The organism is Rhizobium mulingense (genome assembly GCF_029194105.1).
GTDB lineage: Bacteria > Pseudomonadota > Alphaproteobacteria > Rhizobiales > Rhizobiaceae > Rhizobium > Rhizobium mulingense.
In genome coordinates, this window is record NZ_JARFVE010000004.1 from 595,100 (window position 1) to 617,982 (window position 22,883).

Here is a 22,883-nt window from a genome sequence, read left to right on the forward strand (position 1 = left end):
TTTGCAGATGGCACAGACTATCGAGACACACGGCGGGGAAGACCTCAGGCCGGCGGGCCTTCGCGGTGTCGCCGCCGATTTCAGCTCGGATCAGCGCGCCTTCAAGACCGCCTCCTGGGGCAAGGCGATGATGTGGATCTTTCTCCTCAGCGACACCTTCGTCTTCGGCTGTTTTCTGATCGCCTATATGACCGCCCGCATGTCGACGCCGGTTCCATGGCCCAATCCGAGCGAGGTCTTCGCGCTGCATATAGGCGGTGAGGACGTACCGCTGATCCTGATCGCGATCATGACCTTCGTGCTGATCTCGAGCAGCGGCACGATGGCGATGGCGGTCAATTTCGGCTATCGTCGCGACCGCCGCGTGACCGCGATACTGATGCTGGTAACGGCGCTGCTGGGCGCAACCTTCGTCGGCATGCAGGCCTTCGAATGGACCAAGCTGATCACCGAAGGCGTGCGCCCCTGGGAGAACCCGTGGGGGGCGGCACAATTCGGATCGACCTTCTTCATGATCACAGGCTTTCACGGCACCCACGTCACGATCGGCGTCATCTTCCTGCTGATCATCGCCCGCAAGGTCTCGCGAGGCGACTTCGACGTCGAGCGGCGCGGCTTTTTCACCAGCCGGAAAGGCCGCTACGAGGCGGTCGAGATCATGGGCCTCTACTGGCACTTCGTCGATCTGGTCTGGGTCTTCATCTTCGCATTTTTCTATCTGTGGTGAGGTCGTCATGAGCGAGACAACGGCGCATGGGCAAAGCCCGCAGGTACAAGTCCTGCATTCACAAGTCCAGGGACAGCAGCACCCGATCCGGCTCTATCTCGTTGTCTGGGGCCTGCTCTTTGTCCTCAGCGCCTTTTCCTACATGGTCGATTATCTCGGCATCCAGGGCTATCTCCGGTGGTTTCTGATCCTGCTATTCATGATGCTGAAGGCCGGGTTGATCGTCGCCGTCTTCATGCACATGGCCTGGGAACGGCTGGCGCTCGTCTACGCCATCCTGTTGCCGCCGGTGCTGGTGCTGGTCTTCGTCGCGCTAATGGTATCGGAATCGCACTATACGATCTTCACCCGGCTCGCCTTCTTCGGCGCAACGCCGTAGAACCGGTCATCGGGGCAAGCTGCGACATCGGAGACGACTGCCGCGGGCTCAATCGGACTGCTTCGAACTTATCAAAGTGTACCGACATCTTGACCGGGGGCGCCTATGGCTAAAATCTTGCTGTTCCATCACGCACAGGGGCTGACGTCTGGAGTGCGCGCCTTCGCCGACAATATCAGGGCTGCCGGCCACATCGTGCACACGCCTGACCTGTTCGATGGACGCACGTTCGGAAGCCTCGAGGAGGGGCTCGCCTATATCGGCGAGAACGGATTCGACGCCATTAGGGAGCGCGGCGTCCGGGTTGCCGACGAACTGCCTGCCGAACTTGTCTATGCCGGTTTCTCATTCGGCGTGCTGCCGACGCAGAAGCTGGCGCAAACGCGGCCAGGAGCCCGTGGAGCTCTGCTTTTCTATTCTTGCCTGCCGATCACCGGCGAATGGTCCTTCGGACCCTGGCCGGATGGTGTCGCGGTGCAAATCCACGGCATGGACAACGACCCGATCTTCGTCGGCGAGGGCGATATCGATGCCGCCCGCGAGATCGTCGCGAAGGTCGCGGACGCGGAGCTTTTTCTGTACCCCGGCGACCAGCATTATTTCGCCGACAGCTCGCTTCCGTCCTACGACGCGGATGCGACCGCGCTCCTCACTGCGCGCGTGCTTGCATTTCTGCAACGCGTCTGATGCCGGCGTTCATGGCTAGCCCGGTCCGGCGCGCCAATTCAAAAGAATTTCTCCTGAAAACGCGTTCTAAAACACGATGGAGGTCGCTTCGAATGAGGATGTCGGCAATGATGGCCGTCTATCCGTGACCCCGACCCCGCCAGGCCATGCTGTTCATTCCGCTTCCCTTCGTCGTCGCTCTCCTTCTGCTCATCCTCTTCGTCATCGTCTTCAGACGCGACGAGGAGGGGCAACCCAACCGGCCGTTTCTGGTGCTCATCCTGCTGAGCGCGCTGCAATCGGTCCTCTCCGGCTTGCGTTGGGGCTATGGGATGCAGGTGGTCGGCGTGATCGCTCCTGTCATCGCGGCGACGGTGCCGCCGCTCGCCTATGCCGGCGTTTCCCGACTGGTGAGGACGAGCTGGCGGCCGCTTGTGGGACGCCTCGGGCTGCATGCCGTGCCCGCCGTCCTCATTCTGCTGTTGGTGGAGTTCTGGCGGGAGGCGATCGACGTTGCGCTGGTGCTGATCTTCGTCGGTTACGCCCTGGCGATCCTGCTGCTGATGCGCCCGGGAGCAGATGCGCTTCGGCTCGCGCCTTTCGAGGGAGCGGTGCCGGCCTATCGAGCCATCATCTTCGCGGCGGCGGCGCTCTGCCTGTCGGCCGCGGTCGATACCTTCGTCTTCTTCGACTTCACCTGGGCGCATGGCGAGCACGCGCTGACCGTGATCAGCGTCGGCAATCTCGCCGCCCTCGTCATTCTCGGCACTGCGGCGGCCGCCGCCAGCCGAAGCCGGGCGCCTGCTGAAACGGCGGAGGCTGTGGCGAGGCCGGAGACGAGCGAAGACAAGGAGACGATCGCTACCGTGGACGCGCTGATGGAGACAAGGAAGCTCTATCGCGACGCCAATCTCAATCTCGACCGGCTCGCCCGCAAGGCCGGCATCCCCGCACGCCAGATCTCGGCGGCGATCAACCGGGCAATGGACAAGAACGTCTCGCAATATGTCAATGATTACAGGATCGGCGAGGCCTGCCGCCTGCTTTCGGCCACCGAGAAATCAGTGACCGAAGTGATGTTCGACGTCGGCTTCCAGACCAAGTCCAACTTCAATCGCGAATTTCGCCGGGTGACGGATATGACGCCGCTTGCCTGGCGGCAGAAGAGGGCGGAGGGCGGCGGTTCGTCGGCGATAGACAAGCTGTAGTGCCAGCCGCCCGCCGTCATGGTTCGAGACGGCCGTGCGGGCCTCCTCACCATGAGGGCTGGTTGTTGTACCCGCTCGCGTTCGCCAGTGAGGCAAGCCGCGCCCCTCTCTCCGCCCTCATCCGGAGGCGCCCCGCAGGGGCCTCGAAGGACGAGGGCGACCGCTGCCAGGTACACAATCGCGATCGAGAACGTCGCAGATCGTGTTCGAGGTCGCGATTTCTGCCGGGTCGGCGATGTTGGCCGGCATGAACACGACATCAGAACATGATCGAACCCTTGCCGCCCAACTGAGATCGCTTTCGATCGAGCCCGCGGCCTTCAAGACGCAGTTGCCGGAGCCTCGTGCCCGGCGGCGCATGATCCCTGGCGCAATATTTGTCATTGCGGCGACGGCATCGCTGGCGGTGGTCGCTTTCTATGGACCTCAGACGCTGGAGCGTATCGAGGTAGCGATCGCGGGGAGGGTGGGCGACCACGCGGCGATATCCGCTCATGAGGCACCGGCCAGGGGCGGTGCGATTGTTGAGGGAATGCGGCCTCCGGCCGACGATGGGGCGAAGAGTAGCGCCGCGCCGTCCCGTGAGGTTACCGGCTCCGGCTACGTCGTGGCGCCCGACACCGCCATCGTCTTTTCCAAATATGAGGGCCGGGTTATCGCCGTCGAGGTCGAGGCGGGCGACAAGGTCGAGGCGGGGCAGGTGCTGGTGCGACTCGACGATGCCGGCGCCCGGTTTGCGCTCCGGGGTGCGGAGATATCAGAGCGGGCGGCGGAGCTGGCGCTTGATGCGAGGAATATCGAGCTTGCGCAGGCGCGGTCATCCCTGACACGTACCGAACGGCTGGTCGGGCGGGATGCGATGTCGGCGCAAGCCCTGGAGGAGGCGAAGACGGCTTTCGAAACGGCCGAGAATGGCGCGGAGCAAGCCCAGCAGGATCTCGCAAAGGCTAGGCTCGATATCGACAGGGCGCGCGAGCAGGTCGAGGCGCTTGTCGTGACCGCACCGATTTCGGGCACCGTGACGCGGCTTGATGCGCATGTCGGCGACACCGTGCTGTCGCGCGAGGACAGCGTGCGGGAGAATGAAAGCCTGCTTGCGATTACCGATACGACGAAGATGGTCATCGATGCGGATGTGGCCGAAGCCAATATCGCGCTGATGCGGCCGGGCCTGTCAGGCGAGGCGGTGCTCGATGGCTTTCCCGATCAGCCTTTTACGATTGAGGTGTCGAAGGTCGCGCCCCTGATTTCGCGGGAGAAGGGGACGGTGACGCTGCGCCTGTCGCTCAGGTCGACACCTTCCGGCATGCGGCCTGCGATGGCGGCGCGCATTCGGCTTGTCGTGGGTGAGGGGAGCGCGGGCGCTCTTCACCCGCCGCCGTCCTGAGGTGCCCCGGCCGTTGGCCTACGCACCGGGGATGAGGACTGATCGTGGTGCCGTGGGGCGGTGGCTGACCGGCGTACTCCGTGGCCCTCCCTCTCTCCGCTCTCACACAGAGATCCCCACAGGGGCCTCGAAGGACGAGAGCGGCCTCTGCGATATCGACAACCCATCACCAAGGAGCAAAGCAATGATCGACAGCCAAGCCCCCTTCATCGCGCTTGCCGGCGTCAGAAAGGCGTTCAGGATCGGGACAGAGACGATCCCGATTTTCTCCGGACTCGACCTTTCGATTCCGAGCGGCGACTTCGTCGCTGTCATGGGGCCGTCCGGCTCGGGGAAATCAACGCTGCTGAATATGCTCGGCGGTATCGACGGCACCGATGCCGGCGAGATCCGGATCGGGCGCAGCCATCTCGAACAGATGGGCGAAGGGGCCAGGGCGGCCTGGCGAGCACACAGCATGGGCATCGTCTTCCAATTCTACAACCTGCTGCCGATGCTGAATGCGGCGGAAAACATCGAGCTGCCGCTGCTTCTGAAACCCCTCGGGCGCAAGGAGCGGCGGGCCCGCGTCGATACTGTCATGGAACTCGTCGGGCTTGCCGGCCGGCAGCGGCAGTTTCCCTCCAGCATGTCCGGCGGGCAGCAGCAGCGTGTCGGCATCGCGCGCGCCATCGTCGGAGATCCCGATCTTCTTCTCTGCGACGAACCGACCGGCGATCTCGATCGAAAATCGGCCAATGATATCCTCGACATGCTGAGCTTTCTCAATCGCGAGCTTCAGAAGACCATCATCATGGTCACGCATGATCCCGAGGCCGCTTCCTTCGCCCGGCGTACGCTGCATCTGAACAAGGGCGAATTCGTCAACGAGGAAAGGGCGGGCCGATGACCTTTTTCGAGCTCATGCGGCGCAATGCCTGGCGCAAGCGGCTGCGCGCCATCCTGCTGATGTTCTCGGTCGGCGTCGCCTTTCTGATCTACGGGCTGACGGCGAGCTTCGTTGCCGGCAGCCAGGGCGCTACCGGCGCCAGCGACAATCTGCTCGGCGTCTTCAACAAGTCGGGACGAGGCCTGCCCTTGCCGCTTGCCTATATCAATCGCATCGCGGCCGACCCCGATATCGCTGCCGTCGCCTATACCGCGCGCATGCGGGGTTTTGTCGAGGTCGAGAGGAATGTGGTTGTCGTCAGCGCCGTCGAGCCGCAGGCCATTGCTGCGGCCAACGGAGAAGAGCTCGGGCTGACGCCGGAGCTGACCGCGGCGCTCGAAGAGGGCGGCGACCGGGTGTTGGTCGGCCGGACGCTGGCGGAGGCTCAGGGCTGGTCAATCGGCCAGCGCATCGGCTTTACCGGCCAGCTGACCAGGACCGACGGCAGCCGGAACTGGAGCTTCACGATCGCGGGCATCTTCGAGGGCGCTGATGCCGGCACCGACACCTATTTCATGTTGGCTCGCTATGACGCGCTCAATGCCTCTCGTGCGCGCGACAAGGATACGGTCGACGCCTTTGTGGTGCGTCCGCGCCCGGGCGTGTCGCCAGGAATACTGGCGGCGCGGATCGACGCACTGTTTGCCAATTCGGCGGCGCAGACAAGGACGCAATCGGAAAAGCAATTCCTCGAGGCGTTTCTCAGGCAATTCGCCGATGTCGGCCTTATCGTCAGCCTTGTCGTCGGTGCGGCCTTCGTCACCATCCTGATGATCGTGATCAACACTATGCTGTTTGCCGTGCGCGAGCGTCGTTTCGAGATCGGCGTCATTAAGGTGCTCGGCTTTTCCAGTGGGCGGATCATGGCGCTTGTCGTCGGCGAGACGCTGTTTATCTTCGTTGTCGGCGGCGCAAGCGGGCTCGTTCTCGCCAAGCTCGCGACGCTTTCGATCGGGCCGGAATTCGGCCTCGTCTTCGGAGCGACCCTTCTCATGAAATCTTTGGCCATCATCGCGGGGCTCGGCCTGCTGACCGGGTTGCTGCCTGCGATCAGCGCCATGCGTCTCCCGATCATCAATGCCTTCAGAACGAGATAGTCCAATGTCATCAGTGCTCAAGCAGATATTTCTCATGATCAGAGTCAATCTCGGCAGTCTGCCTCGGCGGCTTTGGATCTCGCTGTCGATGGTGCTGTCGGTCGCCCTCGTCGTGGCGGTGCTGGCGGGCTTTCTGGCCATGGCGCGCGGCTTCGAGGCCGCGCTTGCCGGCGCCGGCTCGCCCGATATCGCCGTCGTTCTCGGCGGAGGGACCACTCAGGAGACCGGCTCGGAGGTGCCGGCCGAAGCAATCCGCAGCCTTGCCGCCATGAGCGGCGATACCGGGATTGCTCGCAACCCTGGGATCACTCGCAACCCTGGGATCGCCCGCGACGGAGCAGGCGAGCTGGCTTTGTCGCGCGAGATCGTCGTTCCCGTCGATGTCCGGCAAGGCGACGGCGCCGAGCATACGCTGTCTTTGAGGGGCATGGACGTGGCCGGCCCTGCCTTGCGCGAGCGCGCAGGGCTTTCGCAAGGACGGCTGTTTTCGCCGGGTGCGCGCGAGATCGTCGTCGGCGCCCGCATCGCGGACACCTTTCCCGGCTTTGCGGTCGGCGACACGATCCGGTTTGGCGCGCTCGACTGGAGGATCGTCGGGCATTTCACGTCAGGCGGCAGCGCCTTTGAATCGGAGATTTGGGCGGATCTGGAAGCGGTGCAATCGGCTTTCGACCGGCATGGGCAGGTGCAGAGCCTGCGGGTACGGCTCGACGGTGATCCGCCCGGGGCGCTGGCGGCTCTGCGCGAACGGCTCTCCAGCTTGCCCGGCACGCCGCTTGCCGCCGTCCCCGAGGCCGATCTCTATGCCGGCCAGGCCGAGCGGACCGAAAGCCTGATCCGCCTGTTCGGCTGGCCGATTGCGCTTCTGATGGCGGTGGGTGCTGCGGCTGGAGCCCTGAATACGATGATGAGTTCGGTCTCAGACCGCGCCCGGGAAATCGCCACGCTGCGGCTCCTCGGTTTTGCCCGCCTGCCGGCCTTCACCGCTACTTGGGTGGAGGCGGTGCTGCTCTCGGCCCTCGGAGCGGCCGCCGGCGCCATCGCCTCCCGGCTCGCCTTCGACGGCTGGCAGGCGAGCACGATGGGCGCCAACAATACGAAGATGGCATTTCAGCTCGTCGTGACGCCGGATGTGATTTGGACGGCAGGTCTGCTCGGGCTGGCGGTCGGCGTGATCGGCGGCGCACTGCCGGCGCTGGCCGCCGCGCGGCTGCCGATGAGGGTGGCGCTGCGGGCGAGGGGGTAGGAACACGATTCTAGCTGTCTCTATTGCCGCCCCCATCCTTACACGTTGCGAGTTCCTGCAATTCCCGCTCCGGATTTTTTCGGATAACTTGCCGCTTTCCAATGCCTAAAGGCACGAAATGCGCCAAGCAGCGAAACCTCGCCACCCGCTCACTCCTCCACCACCTCAATCTCCGGCCGCCCGGCGAGTGTCAGCCGCAGACGGCCCCGGTCGGCGCGTTCGAGCATGATCGGACCCGCCTTTTCATCCAGTCGCCGGCGCAGGAGGATCAGGCGGGTTTCCAGATTGTCCTTGAAGTCGGGCAGTTGCAGGCGCCGGTCGCGGCGGATCTCGCGGTTCAGAAAGTCCCGCTTGCCGGTCCGCATATAGTCTTCGAGGAAGTGCAGGAGCAGCCGCCCCGGCACGCCGCGGATCAGATAGTCTTCGTCGACGAACAGAGAGCCGTCGCGCGGATAGAAGCGCACGGCGATGCGCCGGTCGGCTTGCATGCTGCCGGCCTGGTCGGCCGGGGCCTCCGCCCTTTCCCGCCCATTCGTCTCCGCCCGCTCGCGTTCCTCGGACAGGAAGGAGAGCGCGGTGGCGAGATGCGCTGCGATCACGATCAGCGCCTCCTCGTCGCGATGGCGGAAGGTGAAGCGCTCGGTCGATTCCGAAAACAGCACGCCGACAGGCCTTCCCCGCGCGACAAGCGGCAGCGCGATCTGGCTGAGCGGCTTGTCGAGCGCCGGAAGTGGGATCGGCGTCGCATCCTCGACGCCCGCCATGGCCCGCACCGCCTGGATGTAGCGCTGGCCGCGACTGAGATCGGTGATCCGCACATTGCGTCGCCGCTCGGCCGCAAGCCCGATAACGCCGCGTCCGGCCGGAACCTCGGCGCCGAAGCCGAACTGGTCGTAGCCGCGGCTGGCGATCGTCGTCAGCCCGCCGCGTTCGCCGTCCGGCACCAGGACCATGGAATGGCGGTAGCCGAAGAGTTCGCCCATGCCTTCGAGTGTCGCGTCGAGCAGCGTTTCCGGATCGCCGCAATCCGACATCCGTGCCGTCAGCCGCGCCACCTTACTCATCAAATCGGGCAGGACGAGGGGCGCCGGCTCGACCAGCGGATGGGCCGCCGGCACGGCCCGACAGTCCTCCACCCGGTAGATGTCGACGGCGCGCAGCTTCATGATCCCGCTCATCCGGCTTTCCAGGATCGCCAGATGGATCGCCACCCGCTCGAACGTCTCGCCCTCCGTCTCGGAGCGATCGAACACTAAGTCGAGTACGTGCTGCTGGCCGCTATAGCCATCGACCACCATCACGGTCGCAAGCCCGTTGCGCGCCACATTGGCGGCGGTCTTGGAGAAGAACTGGTTGGAGAGCGCAACATGCGTCTCGTCGACATAATGCACGTGCGAGAGATAGGAAATATTAGGCATCCCGTCGGCATCAGTAGTGGCGATGATGGAGGGAATGACTCCCTCAAGGCTGTCGCGCAGCCTTTCGAGCGGGATCATGCAGCGGCTTCCGGCGTCAACCTGCGCCCAGCGCCCGGGCCCGGCGTCTGCTCGAAGATCTCCTGCGGCTCGATCGTCAGGCAGATGAGTTCCCGGTCCGACAGTGTGCTGGAGAGCTGCATCCGGGTGACCCCGAGTGCCAGCATTCGCGCCAGCTGTTCTGCGACATAGGCCTCGCCCCGTGCGCGGCCGGCGGCGTCCGCCGGCCTTGCTTCCAGTACCCAGCCCTTGATCTGGCAGGCCTTGTAGTCGGCGGCACGCACATAGGTCGTGGCAATCGGCCGGCCAGGCAGCGCCTCGCTTACCGCTTTCGGCCATTGGCAGCGGGAGGCGAGAAAGTGCAGATGCCCGCTCTGCCGGTCGACGCGCACGCCGGAGCCGCGGCCAATCATCGGTCGGCCAGCCTCGTCGCGCGTCGCGAACAGCATCATGACGGGACTTTCTATGAATTCTGCGAGTTCCGGCCCCAGCAATGCTTTTTCCCCACCTCGAATTCAGGCGATGATAGTTGGTTAGGATATTCTTAGCAATCGTTCCAAGTGCTTAGGATGGTTTTAGGAAGCGCCGCGCACAGGCCTCGGTTATCTCCCGGTCATCAGCCCGGCGCACAGAAAGAGGCGCCGGCCAATGAGAGGAAACCATCATGAGCCATGAATTCTCGCTTACCAGCATTCCCGATCTCAACGGCCGTTACGACATTTACGGCGCCATACACAAGGGCCTGCGTAAGGCCGGCTGCGATCTGCTCGGGCGCCTCGGCACGGCCGATTTCCAGAATGTCGAGGAGGCGCTCTTCCTGACCGGCGACCTGCGCCATTACCTGATGCTGGCCGCCTCCCACGTCACTCACGAGGACGACAACATCCACGTGGCGCTTGCCGAGAAGGGCGTGTCGACCGTCACGCTCGACGAACAGCATGACGACCACCGCACCGCATTCCAGGAGCTGGAAGAACTGATCGTCGCCTGGGAAAAAGCCTCGCCGCTGCACAAGGCGGCCAGCGGCCGCAAGCTTTATCTCGCCTTTGCCGCCTATCTCGCCGACGACCTCGCGCATATGCATGAGGAGGAGGCCGTAACCGGCCCTCTGCTGTGGCGAAACTTCAACGACGAAGAAATATTCGGCATCGAGATGCGCATCATCGGCTCTCTGCCGCCGGAGAAGAGCATGGCCTTCATGCGCATCATGATCCCGGCCATCAATCCGGCGGAGCGTGCCGCACTCCTCGGCGCCATGAAGAAGGATGCGCCGCCGGAAATCTTCCAGGCGGTCATCGACTTCGCCGTCCGTCCGGGGCTCTCGGCTGGCGACTTCGCCAAGCTTGCCGACGCGCTGAAGCTGGCGGCCTGAGAAGACGGCTGCGGGCGGGAGGACCGAGGCTCCGCCCGTGGCATCCTTTGAATATCAAGAGAAGAACCATGTGCAAACCAAACGGCGAGGCCGGCAACCCGGCCAAGTGTCAGCGCCGCGGCGACTGTCGCGGCTGCCCCCATTTTGCTTTCGACGATGGCGAGCGAGAGGATCGCCGCACAGCGCCCGGTCCACAGATCTGGGCCGTGGGCCATTCCGCCGATCTGGTGGCGAAATCGCGGAAGTGGGTCTTGCTGAATGAAGCGAGGTCTGCGGCGCGCTCAAGGGAAGGGAAGGTGCGATAGCGTACAACCGCGATTTATTCGCCCTCGGGTCGTCAGTTTATGAAGCTGGGTTGCAGCTATCTTGCAATTGAACGGAGCTCGCGCCATTGGCTGTGGAAGAAGACCCGCGAACTTAGCCGCTGCCGCATTGACAACATCTTCTCGCCTTCTTGCCATGGACGGTTGCCCCCGCCGCGTTCCGATCAGCCGACCCTGGCCGATCGCGCGGCGACATAGCGATCCGACGAACAGGGCAACATGGCGATATGACAATCTACTATGTGAACTCAGCGACTGGCTCCGACCGCAACAGCGGGACGGGCCAGAACTCGGCTTTTGCGACTTTGTCCAAAGTGGAATCCTTGACGCTGAAACCGGGCGACAGCGTGCTTCTCGCCAAGGGAAGCGTCTTCAACGAGCAGTTCGATATCAAACATTCCGGCAGCGCCGATGCGCCGATCAAGATCGGCAGTTACGGAACGGGTGAGGCGCCTGTCATCCATGGGGGCAATGACGGCGTCCACAGTCTTTACGCCTCGAACATCGTCATTGAGAACCTCAAGATATCAAACAGCGGCGGTGCGGCCATCTATGGCGGCAATGTCTCGAATTGGACGGTGCGCAACGTCGAGATCGACAAGGCGGGATCGTCGGCCGAAGCAGGTTCGGTGACCTTTCGCAACAGCAAGAACATAACGATCGAAGACAGCAAGATCTCAGGCGTCAAAGGCGACGGCATCTGGATCCAAAAGGTCGATGGCGTCAAACTCCTCAACAATACGGTGACCAACAGTCATGGCGCCAAGGCCGATGCCGTCCAGGTGAACGACAGCAGTAATATTCTGATCCAGGGCAATCATCTCGATCAGACGCAAGCCGATAGTTCGAAAGGCGTCATAGCGCTGGTGCGGGCCACCAATGCTGTGATCGAGGACAATACGCTGACCGGCGGCTGCTTCGGCATCAGCGCCCCCGCGGGCAAGAATGTCGCCATACGCGACAACGACATATCGGGCTTTCACGGTTACGACTGGTCCTTCGCCGTCGGTCTCGGCGATCAGGGCAATACCAGAGATTACGATATCGCCGGCAACCATATCCATGACGGGCCGTGGGGCGTGGTCGTCACCGCTCCCGTCGATGGCACCAGCTATGTCCGCAGCGGCATCAAGGTCCATGACAATGTCTTCGACGACCTTACGCAGTCGGCGCTGAAAGTCGACCGGCCGGCATTCGGCTCTTTCTACGACAATACCATCGAAAGCGGCGTCAACGCCTACAGCATATCGCCTGCCATCGCCGACGCGCATGCTTTTTCCATCAGCAACAACCATATAGTCGCCAATGTCGCGACGGCGCTGGCATCCACTGCCACCAAGGTGGCGGCAACGACGGACGCGGTCGCGGATCCGGCGGTTGTTGCAGTTCATGACAATCTGAAGATCTTCACGGATACGGGCGAGTCCCATCGCGGCAATCTCCTGGAAAACGACAGCTCCGACAATGGAACCCTGGTGCTTCGGCGCTTCGGGAACGAAAGCGTCGGCAAGCATGGCCTGACCCTGACCGGGGAATACGGCACCATCCATATCGACCGGGACGGCAGCTATGCCTATACGCTCGATGACACAAAGCTGCCTGCCGATCATGACGGGCATGTGAGCGAAACCTTTGGCTACGGGATCAACGATGGCACCTCGCAGCATAGCGACGGGGATACGCTGACCGTCTTCATCCATATGGATGGTCTGCTGAGCTGAGGGCGACAATTCAGCCCGATTTCTCTCCGACCTTCTCCTGAGGCGCCTTGTGAGGGGCGCCTCCAAGGGTTTAGGGTGCTCAGCCGCAGCGCGGCCGGCGGCCATCGAGCGTTGTCGACCTCTTTTGTGACTTGCCTAACGTGAATTGTCCGGCGCTATGTTACCGTTCGTTCACCTTCCGGTCGTTGTTTTCTAGATTATTTTCTTATAAGTTGTATCGTTGAGGATGCAGCCACCGCCAGGCGCGGGGAGCGAGGCAGGCCCATGGCCTGCAGCCGCCGTAACGGCAATCGAAGGCCATCCTGGATGGCCTCAGCCCCCGACCGCATCCGATCCACTCGCTGCAGCCGTTTGAGACGGCTGAGCGACAATGAGAACAAGGCGATATGACAATTTATTATGTGAATTCAGCGACGGGCGCGAACACGAACGCCGGAACCAGTGAGGACGCGCCCTTTGCGTCGTTCTCGGCGGTGGAAAGCCTGAAGCTGCAGCCCGGCGACAGTGTCCTGCTCGCCGCTGGAAGCGTGTTCAACGACCAGCTCGACCTTAAATATTCCGGCACTGTCGCTGCCCCGATCACCATCGGCAGTTACGGCGTCGGCGATGCCCCTGTCATCCATAGCCCCAACGACGGCATTCACAGCCTCTATGCGTCGAACATCGTCATCGAGAATATCACTATCTCCGACACATCAGGCGCAGCGATCTATGCCGGTTACGTCTCAAATTGGACCGTGCGCAATGTCGAGGTCGACCATACCGGATTGTCCAAGTCCGGTTCGATCACCTTCCGGACCGGCTCGAACATCACCATCGAAAACAGCACGATCAACGACGTCAACGGCGACGGCATCTGGATCGAGAAGATCACCGGCGTCACTCTGCTCAACAATACTGTCACCAACGCTCACGGCACCGCGGCGGATGCCGTCCAGCTGAACGACAGCAGCAACATCGTCATCAGCGGCAATTATTTTGATCAGACGGGGGCGGTGACGCCAAAAGGCGTGCTGACGCTGGTGCGGCCCGTGGATGCGGTAATCGAGGGAAATACGATTATCGGCGGCGGCTTCGGGATCAGCGCGCAGGCCGGCACAAATGTCGCCATCCAGGATAACGATATTTCCGGCTATGGCGGCTACAGCTGGTCTTACGCCGTCGGCCTGGGTGACCAGGGCGATACCCGCAACTACGATATCTCCGGCAATTATTTCCATGACGGCGTGTGGGGCGTGTCGGTCAGCGCAGCTGGCACAACGACCTATGTTCGTGAGCACATCGATATTTACGGCAATTTTTTTGACGACCTGACGCAGGCGGCGCTGAAGGTCGACCGGCCGGCATCCGGATCCTTCCACGACAATTTCATTGCGAGCGATGTTACGCCCTACAGCATTTCCCCCTCGATCATTGCCGCGGGCACCTTTCCCGTCAGCGACAACACGACCATCGAAGAAGGTGCTGCCACGCCTGCAACCGCCGACAGTCTGGTCGTCACGGATGCCAGTATCGGCCTCGTGTCGGACACCGGGTTCACATCCCATGACGGCCTGAAACTTAACCCCGACAAAACCGCATCAGACAAGGCCGGCGCCCATCACAACAATCCTATCGGGGAAAACGGTGTGTCGGATGGAACTTTGCTGCTTCGTGACTTCGGCAAGGCTGCCTTCGAAAAGCACGGGCCGGCCCTTGGCAACGGCGATCACGCCTTCACGATCGAAGCTGCGGATCTCGCCGGCCCGGAAAACGGCAGCGGGATTTTCCATCATGAGACCGCACCTCAGCCGTTGCATCATTCACCAGTGGATGGGCCGGTCTTCTCGATCCTTCAAGACGGCCTGCTGCACTGATTGAGCGGCGCCTGGTTGCCACGGCTAAATGCGCTGGAGGCAAGGGCGCTCAGCGGTCGCCGAGCAGGATTCGCAAGACGTCGGCTTCGATTTCCGCACAAATGCTCTCGTATTCAGTGATAATCGCAGGATCGGCCGATCTATCCTTGCGCATGCGGTCGAGGACGTAGCAGGCTTTGCCATAGGCGCCGCACAATTCGTAGAGATCGGACCGTCTCGCTGCGGCGACTCTGATCGTCGCCCGCGTCACCGGCAATCTCATCATCAACCTGGCCAGTCCCCGTTCGGCGGCATGCCTGGCGATGGGAGCGATGCCTTCCTTGCTGATCATGCCATCAACCCTCGCTGCCTCAATCTAGTGAGGTTCTGCTGTCGAGAGGTAGTACGCAGAAATACTGCGTCTGGTTTCATGCCTGATGCAGGAAAGGTTCTCGCTCCTATCGGCTCAGGAGGAAAGACCGATCGTAATCGTGGCGGAAAGCACGCCGCCGTCGAGCTTTTCGAAATCGAATATGTGATCGACGGCGTCCTGCGGGATGAGGCCGTCCTGATCGTTGCGCGTATCGCGGGGAGGGCGTCGGCGATAGTCGGGATGCCCGCCATAGACGATGTCGCTCAGCGCATCGTCGAAATAGATCTGGCTGACGAGAAGTTCCCTACCTTCGGCAAGGATGCGGCAGTGAACATGCGGCGTGCGGCCCTTGTACCATCCGGGATAGACCGTCAGAAAGCTTGCCTGCCCGGCCGCATCCGTCAACTGGCGGCCGCGAAAGGCAAGCCCGCTGATCGCCGCGGCGTCGTCGAGCGTACACATGTTGGCCGCTTCCCGGCCGGAATAGATGCCGCGGTGATCGGTATGCCAGATTTCGATATCGGCGTTTTCGACAGGTCGGCAATCGGCTGCGTGGACGATGCGGACAGCCAGCCGCAAGGGCAGCCCAGCCTTTCCTTCGGTGACGTCCTGCCGGGCCGGGATGTCGTTAACATGGCAGGGGCCAAGGGTCTGGGCGTTAGTTGCGACGCAATTCGGGCGCGTCCGGAAGAGCGGCGCGGGGAGCTTTTCCAATGCGACGGACCGTGTGCCGCCGCTGAGGAAATCAGTGCCCTTCCAGTCGAATGTCCTGGCGGCCACGACGATTTGTCGCCGCGGCCAGAATGCCGCCGCAGCGACCAATGATGCGACAATGGTCGCACCGCCCAGCATAAGGGTCCGCCTCTTCATCTGTCCTCCTTTGCCGCAGAAGAGCGTGTAAAGAGTTAAATCCCGGCAATGACGACTGCAGCGAGACGATCCTCACGCCTCAGATGGCGACCTGTTCGCCGAGTTCGACGACGCGATTTGACGGCAGGTTGAAATAGTCGGACGGGTCGATGGCAAAACCTTCCAACGCCATGAAGATCCGTTCCTGCCAGCCCGGCAGCCCGGTATTCGGCGTCCTCACGAGGTTGCGGCGACCGAGATAGAAGGAGGTCTTCATGATCTCGAACTTGAAGCCGCCCTCCCGGCAGAGAGCCAAGGCCCTGGTGACATCCGGATCGTCCATGAAGCCGAAGATGATGTCCAGGCGGACAAATCGCGGCGAAAGCTGGCTGATCTTGATGCGTCTGCTGTCGGGGACATAAGGCTCGTCCTCGGTCCAGACGGTCAGGATGACGTTCTGTTCGTGGAGCACATGATTGTGCTTGAGATTGTGCAGCAGAACATTCGGCGTCCGATCGGGGACGCTGGTCAGAAAGACCGCCGTTCCCGGCACGGTGACCGGCGCATGCTCCGACTTCCGCTCGATCGATTTGATGAAGGAATCGAGCGGGATCTCATTGTTGGCCCGCAGTCTCTTCAGGTAGGCCTGCCCGCGGGTCCATGTCCACATCAAAATCATGATCGCCAGCGCCAGTGCGACCGGAACCCAGCCGCCATCATAGATCTTCAACAGGTTGGCGGCGAGGAACATGACCTCGATAGTGAAGAGTGGCAGCAGCAGGACCGCGGCGAGCACAAGGGAGTAGCCCCACACGGCCCGCAGGAACTGGAAGACCAGCATCGTCGAGATGACCATGGTACCGGTCACCGAGATGCCGTAGGCGGTCGCCAGCGACTCCGAGTCGCCAAATGAAAAGATCAGCATCAGCACGCCGATCAGCAGGAGAAGATTGACGCTTGGCACGTAGATTTGGCCGGTGTTGGTCTCCGAGGTGAATTTGATCCGTAGTCTCGGCAGGAAGCCGAGATGAACCGCCGAGCGGGCCAACGAAAACGCGCCTGTTATGACAGCCTGGCTGGCGATGATCGTTGCCATCGTCGCCAGAATGACCACTGGCAGCAGAATCCAATCGGGAAACATCAGAAAGAACGGATTGGAGGCCGTTTCGGGATGGGCGAGAACGAGCGCGCCCTGGCCGAGGTAGTTCAATAGCAAGGCCGGAAAGACGAGCACGAACCATGCCGTCTGGATTGGCCGCCGTCCGAAATGTCCAAGATCGGCATAGAGCGCTTCGCAACCTGTCACCGTCAGAAAGACGGCGCCGAGCACGATCAGGCCGACGGTACCAGCATGGGCGAGGAACGAGAGCGCGTTGAGCGGATTGAGCGCGGCCAGGATTCTCCAGTCGTCGCCGATATGGATGAGGCCGCCGGCTGCCATGGCTAAAAACCACAAGACGGTAACCGGCCCGAAAAACATCGAGACAGCAGCCGTCCCCCTCGACTGCGCGGCGAAGAGGACGATCATGATCGCCGCCGACGCGAGAGGAACATAGTCGGCAAAGGTCGGCGTGATCAGTTTCAGGCCTTCGAGCGCCGACATGACCGAGAGGGCAGGCGTAATCATCGCATCGCCGATGAAAAGGGCCGCCCCAATCAGCCCGGCGAAAAAAAGCACCGGCACGTTTCGTCCCATCTTCTTCATCAGAAGGGCGAGAAGCGAGAGCGTGCCGCCTTCGCCGTCATTGTCGGCCCGCAGCAGGAACAGCACATATTTGAAGGTCACGATGACGGTCAGGGTCCAGACCATCAGCGAAATCAGACCGATCACCTCCGGCTCGTGTATGCCATCGGCGGCAAAGGGCCTCAGCGCTTCGCGGAAGGCATAGAGCGGGCTGGTGCCGATATCGCCGTAGACGACGCCGATTGCGCCGATAACCAGTCCGACAAAACCGTTGCGGCTGCCAGCGTCACCGGTCTTGTCTGCATGTGTTGGAGTCATGGTTCCCCGCTCATGGAGCTTGCTTACAAGCAGAAACATATGCCGCATTGGAGAACGGCAAGTAAATTGGCGCCGATGCAAACTTTTCGTGACGGCCAGGCGCCAATTGCGGGCTGGTATCACGGCCCGGATCACGGCCAGGATGAAACGATTTCGATCTGGGAAAATTTTGTTGTAGGCATTCGAAATCAGTTTCCGGGCCGGGGGCGAGGCAGATGGAACCAACCCAATTGTTCGAGCTTGTCATCGCGATGTTTCTTGCGATCATCGCGCTGCACTATGCCGCCCGCAGGCTCGGACTGCCGCCGTCCGTCGCGCTGCTGGCAGGCGGCGCGCTGCTTGCCTTCGTGCCAGGTCTGCCGGCGATCACCGTCGATCCCGGGCTGGTGCTCGTCATCTTCCTGCCACCGCTGTTGATGGACGGCGCCTGGTCGATCGCGTTGGCGCGCTTGCGGCGCCATATGATCGGCATCGCCTCGCTCGCCGTCGGCGCGGTATTGTTCACCTGCGCCATCGTGGCCATGACAACGCATCTCTTTTTCCCATCACTTCCCTGGGCCGCCTGCGCGGCGCTCGGCGCCATCGTTTCGCCGCCCGATGCGGTGTCGGCCCGCGCCGTGCTGGAGCGTGTCAGGCTGCCGCGGCGGCTTCAGATCCTGCTCGAGGGCGAGAGCTTGCTCAATGATGCAAGCGGTCTGGTTCTTTTCCGTTTCGCCGTTGCCGCCGCGGCAACCGGAACATTCAGCGCGGTGGAGGCGGTCGGCGATTTCTTCGAGCTGGCGCTGGGCGGCGCCGTCGTCGGCTTGGTGGTGGGAGCGACGTGGGTCAAGCTTGTCCGGCGTCTCGGCGACGAATATCTCATCATCGCCGCCACGGTGCTGCTTGCGTGGATTTCCTATCTGCTCGGCGAACTGCTGCATGTTTCTGGCGTCATCGCCACCGTGACCACGGGGCTGATCGCGTCCTGGCACCAGCACACCGTCCTTTCAGCGGCCATGCGGATGCGCGGCACGTCGTTCTGGACCGTGATGATCTTCCTGATGGAAGCGGCGGTCTTCACATTGATCGGGCTGTCGCTTCGCGACGTGGTCGAACGCGGCGGCGGCTTCGCCACTGTGATCGCGACCATGGGGCTGCCGATGCTGGCGATCCTCGTTACGCTGGTGATCGCGCGTTTTGCCTGGGTCTTTGGCTCCGATCTCGTCATCGGGTTCTGTGCCGCCTTCGGCTTAAAACGGGTTCAGCCGATCGGCGCCGGCGGCGCTGTGGTGCTTGGCTGGGCGGGTGTACGCGGCGTGGTGACGCTCGCTCTCGCCCTCAGCCTGCCCGAGACATTCCCGGGCCGCGACTTCATCCTCGTCACGTCGTTCGCCCTCATTCTCGGAACCGTGCTCGTCCAGGGCACGACATTGGGACGGGTGATTGCCTGGGCGCGGCTGGCTGAACCCCCGTCGGAAAGAGCGCGCCTGACGATGAGCCAGGCTGAAGCGGCCATGGCGCAGGCGCAGCTCGGGATCGTCCAAAACCTGGCGTATGACGCAGAGGGCAAGCTCATCCATCCTCAATTGCTGGAACGATATCAGCGCCGGGCGACCGCGATCGTCGACTACGCCGCGAGGACGGAGCACTACATGCCGGCGCTTCATGCTCATTTCGATGTCGTCCTCGAAGCCGTTGCAGCAGGTCGCCGGGAACTCATCCGGCTCCATCGCGCCGGCGAGATCGATGACGAGACGTTGCACGAGCTGGAGCGGGATCTCGATCTAGAGGAGCTGAGTGCGATCTCTGCCAAGGCCTGATCCCACAAGTCTCAAAGCTGACGAAGTATTACTTTCTGCGCCGAAAGTATTATCTGTGTCGTTGGAAATATAAGTCGTGCGGGTGATGACGGCGCTATGCGACGTCATCCAATGCGGCTTGTCGATGATTGGCCCCTTCTACCGCAGAATTCAGGTTTTCTCTGCGATAGGCCGAACGTTTCGAGATGACCTTTCTGAGACAGTATTGCCCTTGAATGCTGCGGCGATTGTCTGTGTATTTTAGAAAAATTCCCCGTCAGATTGTTTCTAATTGCCGCCATGATTCGAATATACGTTCCCGGCCGCGATTTTTTCTTCGCCACATTTCTGATGTTCCAAATTATCCAAACAATGGTGAGAAACAATGAAAATTATTCTCGTCATAGCCCTCACGCTATTTACCGTCCCCTGTAAGGCCGACATGCTGGGTACAGCTTCCAAATACGACCGCATGCACGAGCGCTCGATCTCGTTCCTCGGCGTAAATCCGCGGAGAATATCCTGGTGCGGCGCGTTCCTGGCTTTTGTCGCCAAACGATCCTCGCGGCAGCCGCCTGACAATCCCAACTTGGCGCGGTCCTGGATGAAGTTCGGCAAGCCGGTCTTCGCCCGCTCGGCCAGGCGCGGCGACGTAGTGGTGATCCGAAGCGGCAGGCGTTTCCACGTCAGCCTGTTCGACCATTTCGACCAGCGGCGTCAGTACGTCTACCTCTTCGGCGGCAACCAATCCAACCGGGTGCAGCTGTCGCGTTACCGCGCCAGCTCGGTCGTCGCCGTGCGACGATGATGGCGAGGGTGGCCGTCCTCGTCCTTCGAGGGCCTCAGGATGAGGTCGGAGAGAGAGAGTCGCTGGCTCGCTGCGAGCTATGGCGGGATGGCCTAACGAGCAGTCCTATCCTGCGCTGCGACCGGCAGGATCGCTCACGCTCTTGTAAGCGGCGATGATGCTCTCCGCCGCGAGCCGCGCCTCGTCCGCCGTAGTCTGGTAATTGCTGACGGAGAGGCGCAGGACGTCGCCGCCGCGCCATTTGGCGCCGCTGGCGAAGAGGATGCCGTCCGCCTGGATCTTTTCGATCACCTTTCGCGTCAGCGCGTTGCTCTCGTTGTCCGGGCGATCGGCTCCGAAACGGACGACGAGCTGGTTCAGCGCCACCGCGTTCAGAATGGCAATGCCGGGTTCGCGCGCGAGCCGGTCGGCCATCAGGTGGGCCGAGGCGCAGCATTGGTCGACGAGGAACTCGATGCCGTCGCGGCCGAGATGTTTCAGCATCGCCCAGGTGGCGAAACCGCGTGCGCGCCGCGAAAGCTCCGGCACGTAATGGGAAGGATCCCGCTCGCCTTCGCCGGCGAGCGGCAGGTAGCTTGCAGCGATCGTCATGGCGCGGCGATGGGCGAGTTCGTCGCGGACGATCGCATAGCCGCAATCAAAGGGCGTCTGCAGCCATTTATGGCCGTCGGTCGCCCAGCTGTCGGCCCCTTCAATGCCGCGACTGAGATGGCTCACCTTCGCCGATGCCTGCGCCCACAGGCCGAAGGCGCCGTCGACATGCACCCAGGCGCCTTTCGCTTTCAGCGGTGGGATGAGCCTGTCAAAATGGTCGAAAGCGCCGGTATTGATCTGGCCGGCCTGAAGAACGGCGATCAAGGGGCCGGCGACCGCGTCAACCGCTCCGGGAAGTGCCGCCGGGTCGATCCGGCCCATCGCGTCGGTGGGCAGGCGCACCACACGGTCATGCCCGAGACCAAGGAACTGGAGCGCGGAGAAGACGGTTGTATGGGCATCGTCGCCGATCAGCACGGTGATTGCCGGCGCGCCGAACAGGCCGTCGGCATCGGCATCCCAGCCGACCCTTCGCAGCACGTCGCCTCGGGCGGCGGCAAGGCAGGTGAAATTTGCCACCGTGGCGCCGGTCACGAAGCCGACCGAGCTTTCAGCCGGCAGTTTCAGCAGATCGAGAAGCCATCGTGCCGCCGTGGCTTCAACGGCAGCCGCAGCCGGAGCGGCGAAATGGTTTCCGGCGTTCTGGCCCCAGGCGCTGGTGAGGAAATCGGCTGCGACGCCGACCGGGTGAGAGCCGCCGATGACCCAGCCGAAAAAGCGCGGGCCGGTGGTTGCATGCAGCCCGGGTTCGGCGCCATCGGAGAGCTGCCGGATGACATCGAGCATATCGGAGCCGGCCGCCGAAAGCGGTTCATCGAAGACGGCAAGGCAGGCGGCGTAATCGTTACTTGGCACATGGCGGGCAAAGGCCGTTTCCCGAAATCCGGCCGCAAGCCGGGCGGCCTCCTGAAACAGAGTTGCGATTGCCGACATCGGATCCCCCGCGCCAACGGTTGCCGGCCCTTGAGAGAACCTCCTCAAAGCAATCTGTTGACGCACGCAGTCTAGCCGATATTGCCGACGCTGTCTTGCCGCTCCTGTGAACGGGCGGCCACGACGCCACGCGGGCATGGCTTCGTGAGGCATTCAGCCGGACATCAGCAAACGGATGGCGCCTCCGTTTCCTGCGCGGCCATCGGCGCTACAGCATATCCCCGAGGCTCCAGTGATTGTTCCAGCGGGCGTCGATTTCGTCATCGACGTTCTGGTAGCGGATGTCGGTGGAGAGGCGCAGGCGTCCGGCGCGATCCTGGTTGATCGTGGCGGCATGGATCATGTAGGGCGAGTGCAGGACCACGTCACCGGCTTCGTAATCGGCGGCGAGCCAGCGGGCGTTGAAGCGTTCGGCCATACCGGGGAGATCCTTCGAGACCCAGCCGCCTTCGGCCATATGGCTGTTATAGGCGCTGATCCGCTCCTCCGGCGAGAGATCGCCGCTGCGGAGCCGGAATTCGGCCTCCATCCCCCGCCCGATGGCGTGCGAGCCTTCGAGATAGACGAGACCGCCCATTTCGACGGGGACGTCGCCGATCGGAATCCAGGCAGTCACCAGCCGGTTGGTGCCGCCGCGGAGATAGACCAGATCGTAATGGGCCGGGGTGGCCGTCGTCGTGCCCGGTCTGGTATAGCGCATCAGCTTGCGCTTATGGAGATAGGAAATGCCTTGGAGAAACGCGTCCATGAAGCGCACGAGCGGCGGCTGGGCGCAGAAGCCTTCATAGGCGGCCGAGCGGACGATCGACATCAGCCGCCGGTCGGCGAGGCTCCAATCGACTTCTCCGGCGGCGGCGATGCCGAGAGCAAAATCATGGCCCGTAGCCAACAGTCCGGTTTCGGCAAGGCAGGAGAACACCCAGCGGCGAAAATCGATCACTTCGGGGCGCGGCAGAAGGCCCTTCAGCCAGACATAGCCGTCTTCCTCATAGCCGCGGCGGATGGCCTCGACACCGATGGCCGGGTCGGTCGGCCGAAGCAGGCCAAGCCTTTCCGCCGGGATCGTCCGGCCATGGGCGGCAAGGGAAAGATCGGTTTTTCGCGCTTCGGTATTTACAGCAATTGACATTTCGTCCATCCATCTCTTGGTTTGTTGTGCCTTTGAATAGCCGATGAGAAGGA

General features: G+C 62.4%; 20 protein-coding genes. 13 read left to right on the forward strand and 7 right to left on the reverse strand.

The features are described 5' to 3' along the window. The first annotated feature begins 7 nt into the window (after window positions 1-7). The 8 genes from PYR71_RS11745 (at window position 8) to PYR71_RS11780 (ending at window position 7,638) form a co-directional block, all read left to right on the forward strand. Window positions 8-727: a heme-copper oxidase subunit III family protein gene (locus PYR71_RS11745; RefSeq protein WP_275619465.1), complete on the forward strand. Its 720-nt coding sequence runs from the start codon at window positions 8-10 to the stop codon at window positions 725-727. A gap of 7 nt (window positions 728-734) precedes the next feature. Beyond that, complete coding sequence (locus tag PYR71_RS11750) at window positions 735-1,106, forward strand: cytochrome C oxidase subunit IV family protein (RefSeq protein ID WP_275619466.1); 372 nt, start codon at window positions 735-737, stop codon at window positions 1,104-1,106. 105 nt (window positions 1,107-1,211) lie between these two features. Further along, window positions 1,212-1,793 (forward strand): dienelactone hydrolase family protein, encoded by a 582-nt coding sequence (locus PYR71_RS11755; protein ID WP_275619467.1) that lies wholly within the window; start codon window positions 1,212-1,214, stop codon window positions 1,791-1,793. A gap of 146 nt (window positions 1,794-1,939) precedes the next feature. Beyond that, a complete protein-coding gene (locus PYR71_RS11760) occupies window positions 1,940-2,980 on the forward strand; it encodes a helix-turn-helix domain-containing protein (RefSeq protein WP_275619468.1) in 1,041 nt (346 codons plus the stop codon). A gap of 202 nt (window positions 2,981-3,182) precedes the next feature. Then, the gene (locus PYR71_RS11765) at window positions 3,183-4,367 is read left to right on the forward strand and encodes an efflux RND transporter periplasmic adaptor subunit (protein ID WP_275619469.1); all 1,185 of its coding nucleotides are present in this window, start codon (window positions 3,183-3,185) and stop codon (window positions 4,365-4,367) included. Window positions 4,368-4,551: 184 nt separating this feature from the next. Then, the gene (locus tag PYR71_RS11770; RefSeq protein ID WP_275619470.1) at window positions 4,552-5,256 is read left to right on the forward strand and encodes an ABC transporter ATP-binding protein; all 705 of its coding nucleotides are present in this window, start codon (window positions 4,552-4,554) and stop codon (window positions 5,254-5,256) included. Beyond that, window positions 5,253-6,392, forward strand: coding sequence for an ABC transporter permease (locus PYR71_RS11775; RefSeq protein ID WP_275619471.1), 1,140 nt, complete (start codon window positions 5,253-5,255; stop codon window positions 6,390-6,392). The genes PYR71_RS11770 and PYR71_RS11775 overlap by 4 nt, the downstream gene beginning before the upstream one ends. Before the next feature lie 4 nt (window positions 6,393-6,396). Then, a complete protein-coding gene (locus PYR71_RS11780) occupies window positions 6,397-7,638 on the forward strand; it encodes an ABC transporter permease (RefSeq protein WP_275619472.1) in 1,242 nt (413 codons plus the stop codon). A 149-nt stretch (window positions 7,639-7,787) separates the two neighbouring features. Here the strand turns inward: PYR71_RS11780 and PYR71_RS11785 are convergent, their stop codons facing one another. Together PYR71_RS11785 and PYR71_RS11790 are read right to left on the reverse strand one after the other, a co-directional pair. Further along, window positions 7,788-9,134, reverse strand: a complete 1,347-nt coding sequence (locus tag PYR71_RS11785) for a GAF domain-containing protein (RefSeq protein ID WP_275619473.1) — start codon at window positions 9,132-9,134, stop codon at window positions 7,788-7,790. Further along, window positions 9,131-9,565: a hypothetical protein gene (locus PYR71_RS11790; protein WP_246720285.1), complete on the reverse strand. Its 435-nt coding sequence runs from the start codon at window positions 9,563-9,565 to the stop codon at window positions 9,131-9,133. The genes PYR71_RS11785 and PYR71_RS11790 overlap by 4 nt, the downstream gene beginning before the upstream one ends. A gap of 212 nt (window positions 9,566-9,777) precedes the next feature. Between PYR71_RS11790 and PYR71_RS11795 the strand changes: the two genes are divergently transcribed. The 3 genes from PYR71_RS11795 (at window position 9,778) to PYR71_RS11805 (ending at window position 14,385) form a co-directional block, all read left to right on the forward strand. Further along, complete coding sequence (locus tag PYR71_RS11795) at window positions 9,778-10,485, forward strand: hemerythrin domain-containing protein (RefSeq protein ID WP_275619474.1); 708 nt, start codon at window positions 9,778-9,780, stop codon at window positions 10,483-10,485. A gap of 550 nt (window positions 10,486-11,035) precedes the next feature. Then, window positions 11,036-12,529: a right-handed parallel beta-helix repeat-containing protein gene (locus PYR71_RS11800; protein ID WP_275619475.1), complete on the forward strand. Its 1,494-nt coding sequence runs from the start codon at window positions 11,036-11,038 to the stop codon at window positions 12,527-12,529. A gap of 386 nt (window positions 12,530-12,915) precedes the next feature. After that, window positions 12,916-14,385: a right-handed parallel beta-helix repeat-containing protein gene (locus PYR71_RS11805; protein WP_275619476.1), complete on the forward strand. Its 1,470-nt coding sequence runs from the start codon at window positions 12,916-12,918 to the stop codon at window positions 14,383-14,385. A gap of 49 nt (window positions 14,386-14,434) precedes the next feature. Here PYR71_RS11805 and PYR71_RS11810 read toward each other — a convergent pair whose 3' ends face one another. The 3 genes from PYR71_RS11810 to PYR71_RS11820 form a co-directional block, all read right to left on the reverse strand. After that, window positions 14,435-14,716 carry a nodulation protein gene (locus PYR71_RS11810; protein ID WP_275619477.1) on the reverse strand — a complete coding sequence of 94 codons (282 nt, stop codon included), beginning with the start codon at window positions 14,714-14,716 and terminating at the stop codon, window positions 14,435-14,437. A gap of 114 nt (window positions 14,717-14,830) precedes the next feature. Next, window positions 14,831-15,607: a dioxygenase family protein gene (locus PYR71_RS11815; RefSeq protein ID WP_275619478.1), complete on the reverse strand. Its 777-nt coding sequence runs from the start codon at window positions 15,605-15,607 to the stop codon at window positions 14,831-14,833. 79 nt (window positions 15,608-15,686) lie between these two features. Continuing rightward, the gene (locus PYR71_RS11820) at window positions 15,687-17,588 is read right to left on the reverse strand and encodes a potassium transporter Kup (RefSeq protein WP_183913081.1); all 1,902 of its coding nucleotides are present in this window, start codon (window positions 17,586-17,588) and stop codon (window positions 15,687-15,689) included. 215 nt (window positions 17,589-17,803) lie between these two features. On the opposite strand from PYR71_RS11820, the gene PYR71_RS11825 reads away from it, so the two are divergent. Both PYR71_RS11825 and PYR71_RS11830 read left to right on the forward strand, forming a co-directional pair. After that, window positions 17,804-19,387, forward strand: a complete 1,584-nt coding sequence (locus PYR71_RS11825; RefSeq protein WP_275619479.1) for a Na+/H+ antiporter — start codon at window positions 17,804-17,806, stop codon at window positions 19,385-19,387. Window positions 19,388-19,751: 364 nt separating this feature from the next. After that, window positions 19,752-20,174, forward strand: coding sequence for a TIGR02594 family protein (locus PYR71_RS11830; protein WP_275619480.1), 423 nt, complete (start codon window positions 19,752-19,754; stop codon window positions 20,172-20,174). Between the two features lie 105 nt (window positions 20,175-20,279). On the opposite strand, the gene PYR71_RS11835 is transcribed toward PYR71_RS11830, so the two are convergent. Both PYR71_RS11835 and PYR71_RS11840 read right to left on the reverse strand, forming a co-directional pair. Beyond that, window positions 20,280-21,701 (reverse strand): pyridoxal phosphate-dependent decarboxylase family protein, encoded by a 1,422-nt coding sequence (locus PYR71_RS11835; RefSeq protein WP_275619481.1) that lies wholly within the window; start codon window positions 21,699-21,701, stop codon window positions 20,280-20,282. A 208-nt stretch (window positions 21,702-21,909) separates the two neighbouring features. Then, a complete protein-coding gene (locus PYR71_RS11840; protein ID WP_275619482.1) occupies window positions 21,910-22,830 on the reverse strand; it encodes a phytanoyl-CoA dioxygenase family protein in 921 nt (306 codons plus the stop codon). Window positions 22,831-22,883 lie beyond the last annotated feature (53 nt).

Bases quoted from the DNA above. Each gene is read 5' to 3' on its own strand.
- PYR71_RS11775 (WP_275619471.1), top strand. From the start codon at position 5,253: ATGACCTTTTTCGAGCTCATGCGGCGCAATGCCTGGCGCAAGCGGCTG.
- PYR71_RS11745 (WP_275619465.1), top strand. From the start codon at position 8: ATGGCACAGACTATCGAGACACACGGCGGGGAAGACCTCAGGCCGGCG.
- PYR71_RS11800 (WP_275619475.1), top strand. From the start codon at position 11,036: ATGACAATCTACTATGTGAACTCAGCGACTGGCTCCGACCGCAACAGC.
- PYR71_RS11835 (WP_275619481.1), bottom strand. From the start codon at position 21,701: ATGTCGGCAATCGCAACTCTGTTTCAGGAGGCCGCCCGGCTTGCGGCC.
- PYR71_RS11760 (WP_275619468.1), top strand. From the start codon at position 1,940: ATGCTGTTCATTCCGCTTCCCTTCGTCGTCGCTCTCCTTCTGCTCATC.
- PYR71_RS11755 (WP_275619467.1), top strand. From the start codon at position 1,212: ATGGCTAAAATCTTGCTGTTCCATCACGCACAGGGGCTGACGTCTGGA.
- PYR71_RS11785 (WP_275619473.1), bottom strand. From the start codon at position 9,134: ATGATCCCGCTCGAAAGGCTGCGCGACAGCCTTGAGGGAGTCATTCCC.
- PYR71_RS11780 (WP_275619472.1), top strand. From the start codon at position 6,397: ATGTCATCAGTGCTCAAGCAGATATTTCTCATGATCAGAGTCAATCTC.
- PYR71_RS11750 (WP_275619466.1), top strand. From the start codon at position 735: ATGAGCGAGACAACGGCGCATGGGCAAAGCCCGCAGGTACAAGTCCTG.
- PYR71_RS11795 (WP_275619474.1), top strand. From the start codon at position 9,778: ATGAGCCATGAATTCTCGCTTACCAGCATTCCCGATCTCAACGGCCGT.
- PYR71_RS11810 (WP_275619477.1), bottom strand. From the start codon at position 14,716: ATGATCAGCAAGGAAGGCATCGCTCCCATCGCCAGGCATGCCGCCGAA.
- PYR71_RS11805 (WP_275619476.1), top strand. From the start codon at position 12,916: ATGACAATTTATTATGTGAATTCAGCGACGGGCGCGAACACGAACGCC.
- PYR71_RS11770 (WP_275619470.1), top strand. From the start codon at position 4,552: ATGATCGACAGCCAAGCCCCCTTCATCGCGCTTGCCGGCGTCAGAAAG.
- PYR71_RS11830 (WP_275619480.1), top strand. From the start codon at position 19,752: ATGAAAATTATTCTCGTCATAGCCCTCACGCTATTTACCGTCCCCTGT.
- PYR71_RS11820 (WP_183913081.1), bottom strand. From the start codon at position 17,588: ATGACTCCAACACATGCAGACAAGACCGGTGACGCTGGCAGCCGCAAC.
- PYR71_RS11790 (WP_246720285.1), bottom strand. From the start codon at position 9,565: ATGATGCTGTTCGCGACGCGCGACGAGGCTGGCCGACCGATGATTGGC.
- PYR71_RS11825 (WP_275619479.1), top strand. From the start codon at position 17,804: ATGGAACCAACCCAATTGTTCGAGCTTGTCATCGCGATGTTTCTTGCG.
- PYR71_RS11840 (WP_275619482.1), bottom strand. From the start codon at position 22,830: ATGTCAATTGCTGTAAATACCGAAGCGCGAAAAACCGATCTTTCCCTT.
- PYR71_RS11815 (WP_275619478.1), bottom strand. From the start codon at position 15,607: ATGAAGAGGCGGACCCTTATGCTGGGCGGTGCGACCATTGTCGCATCA.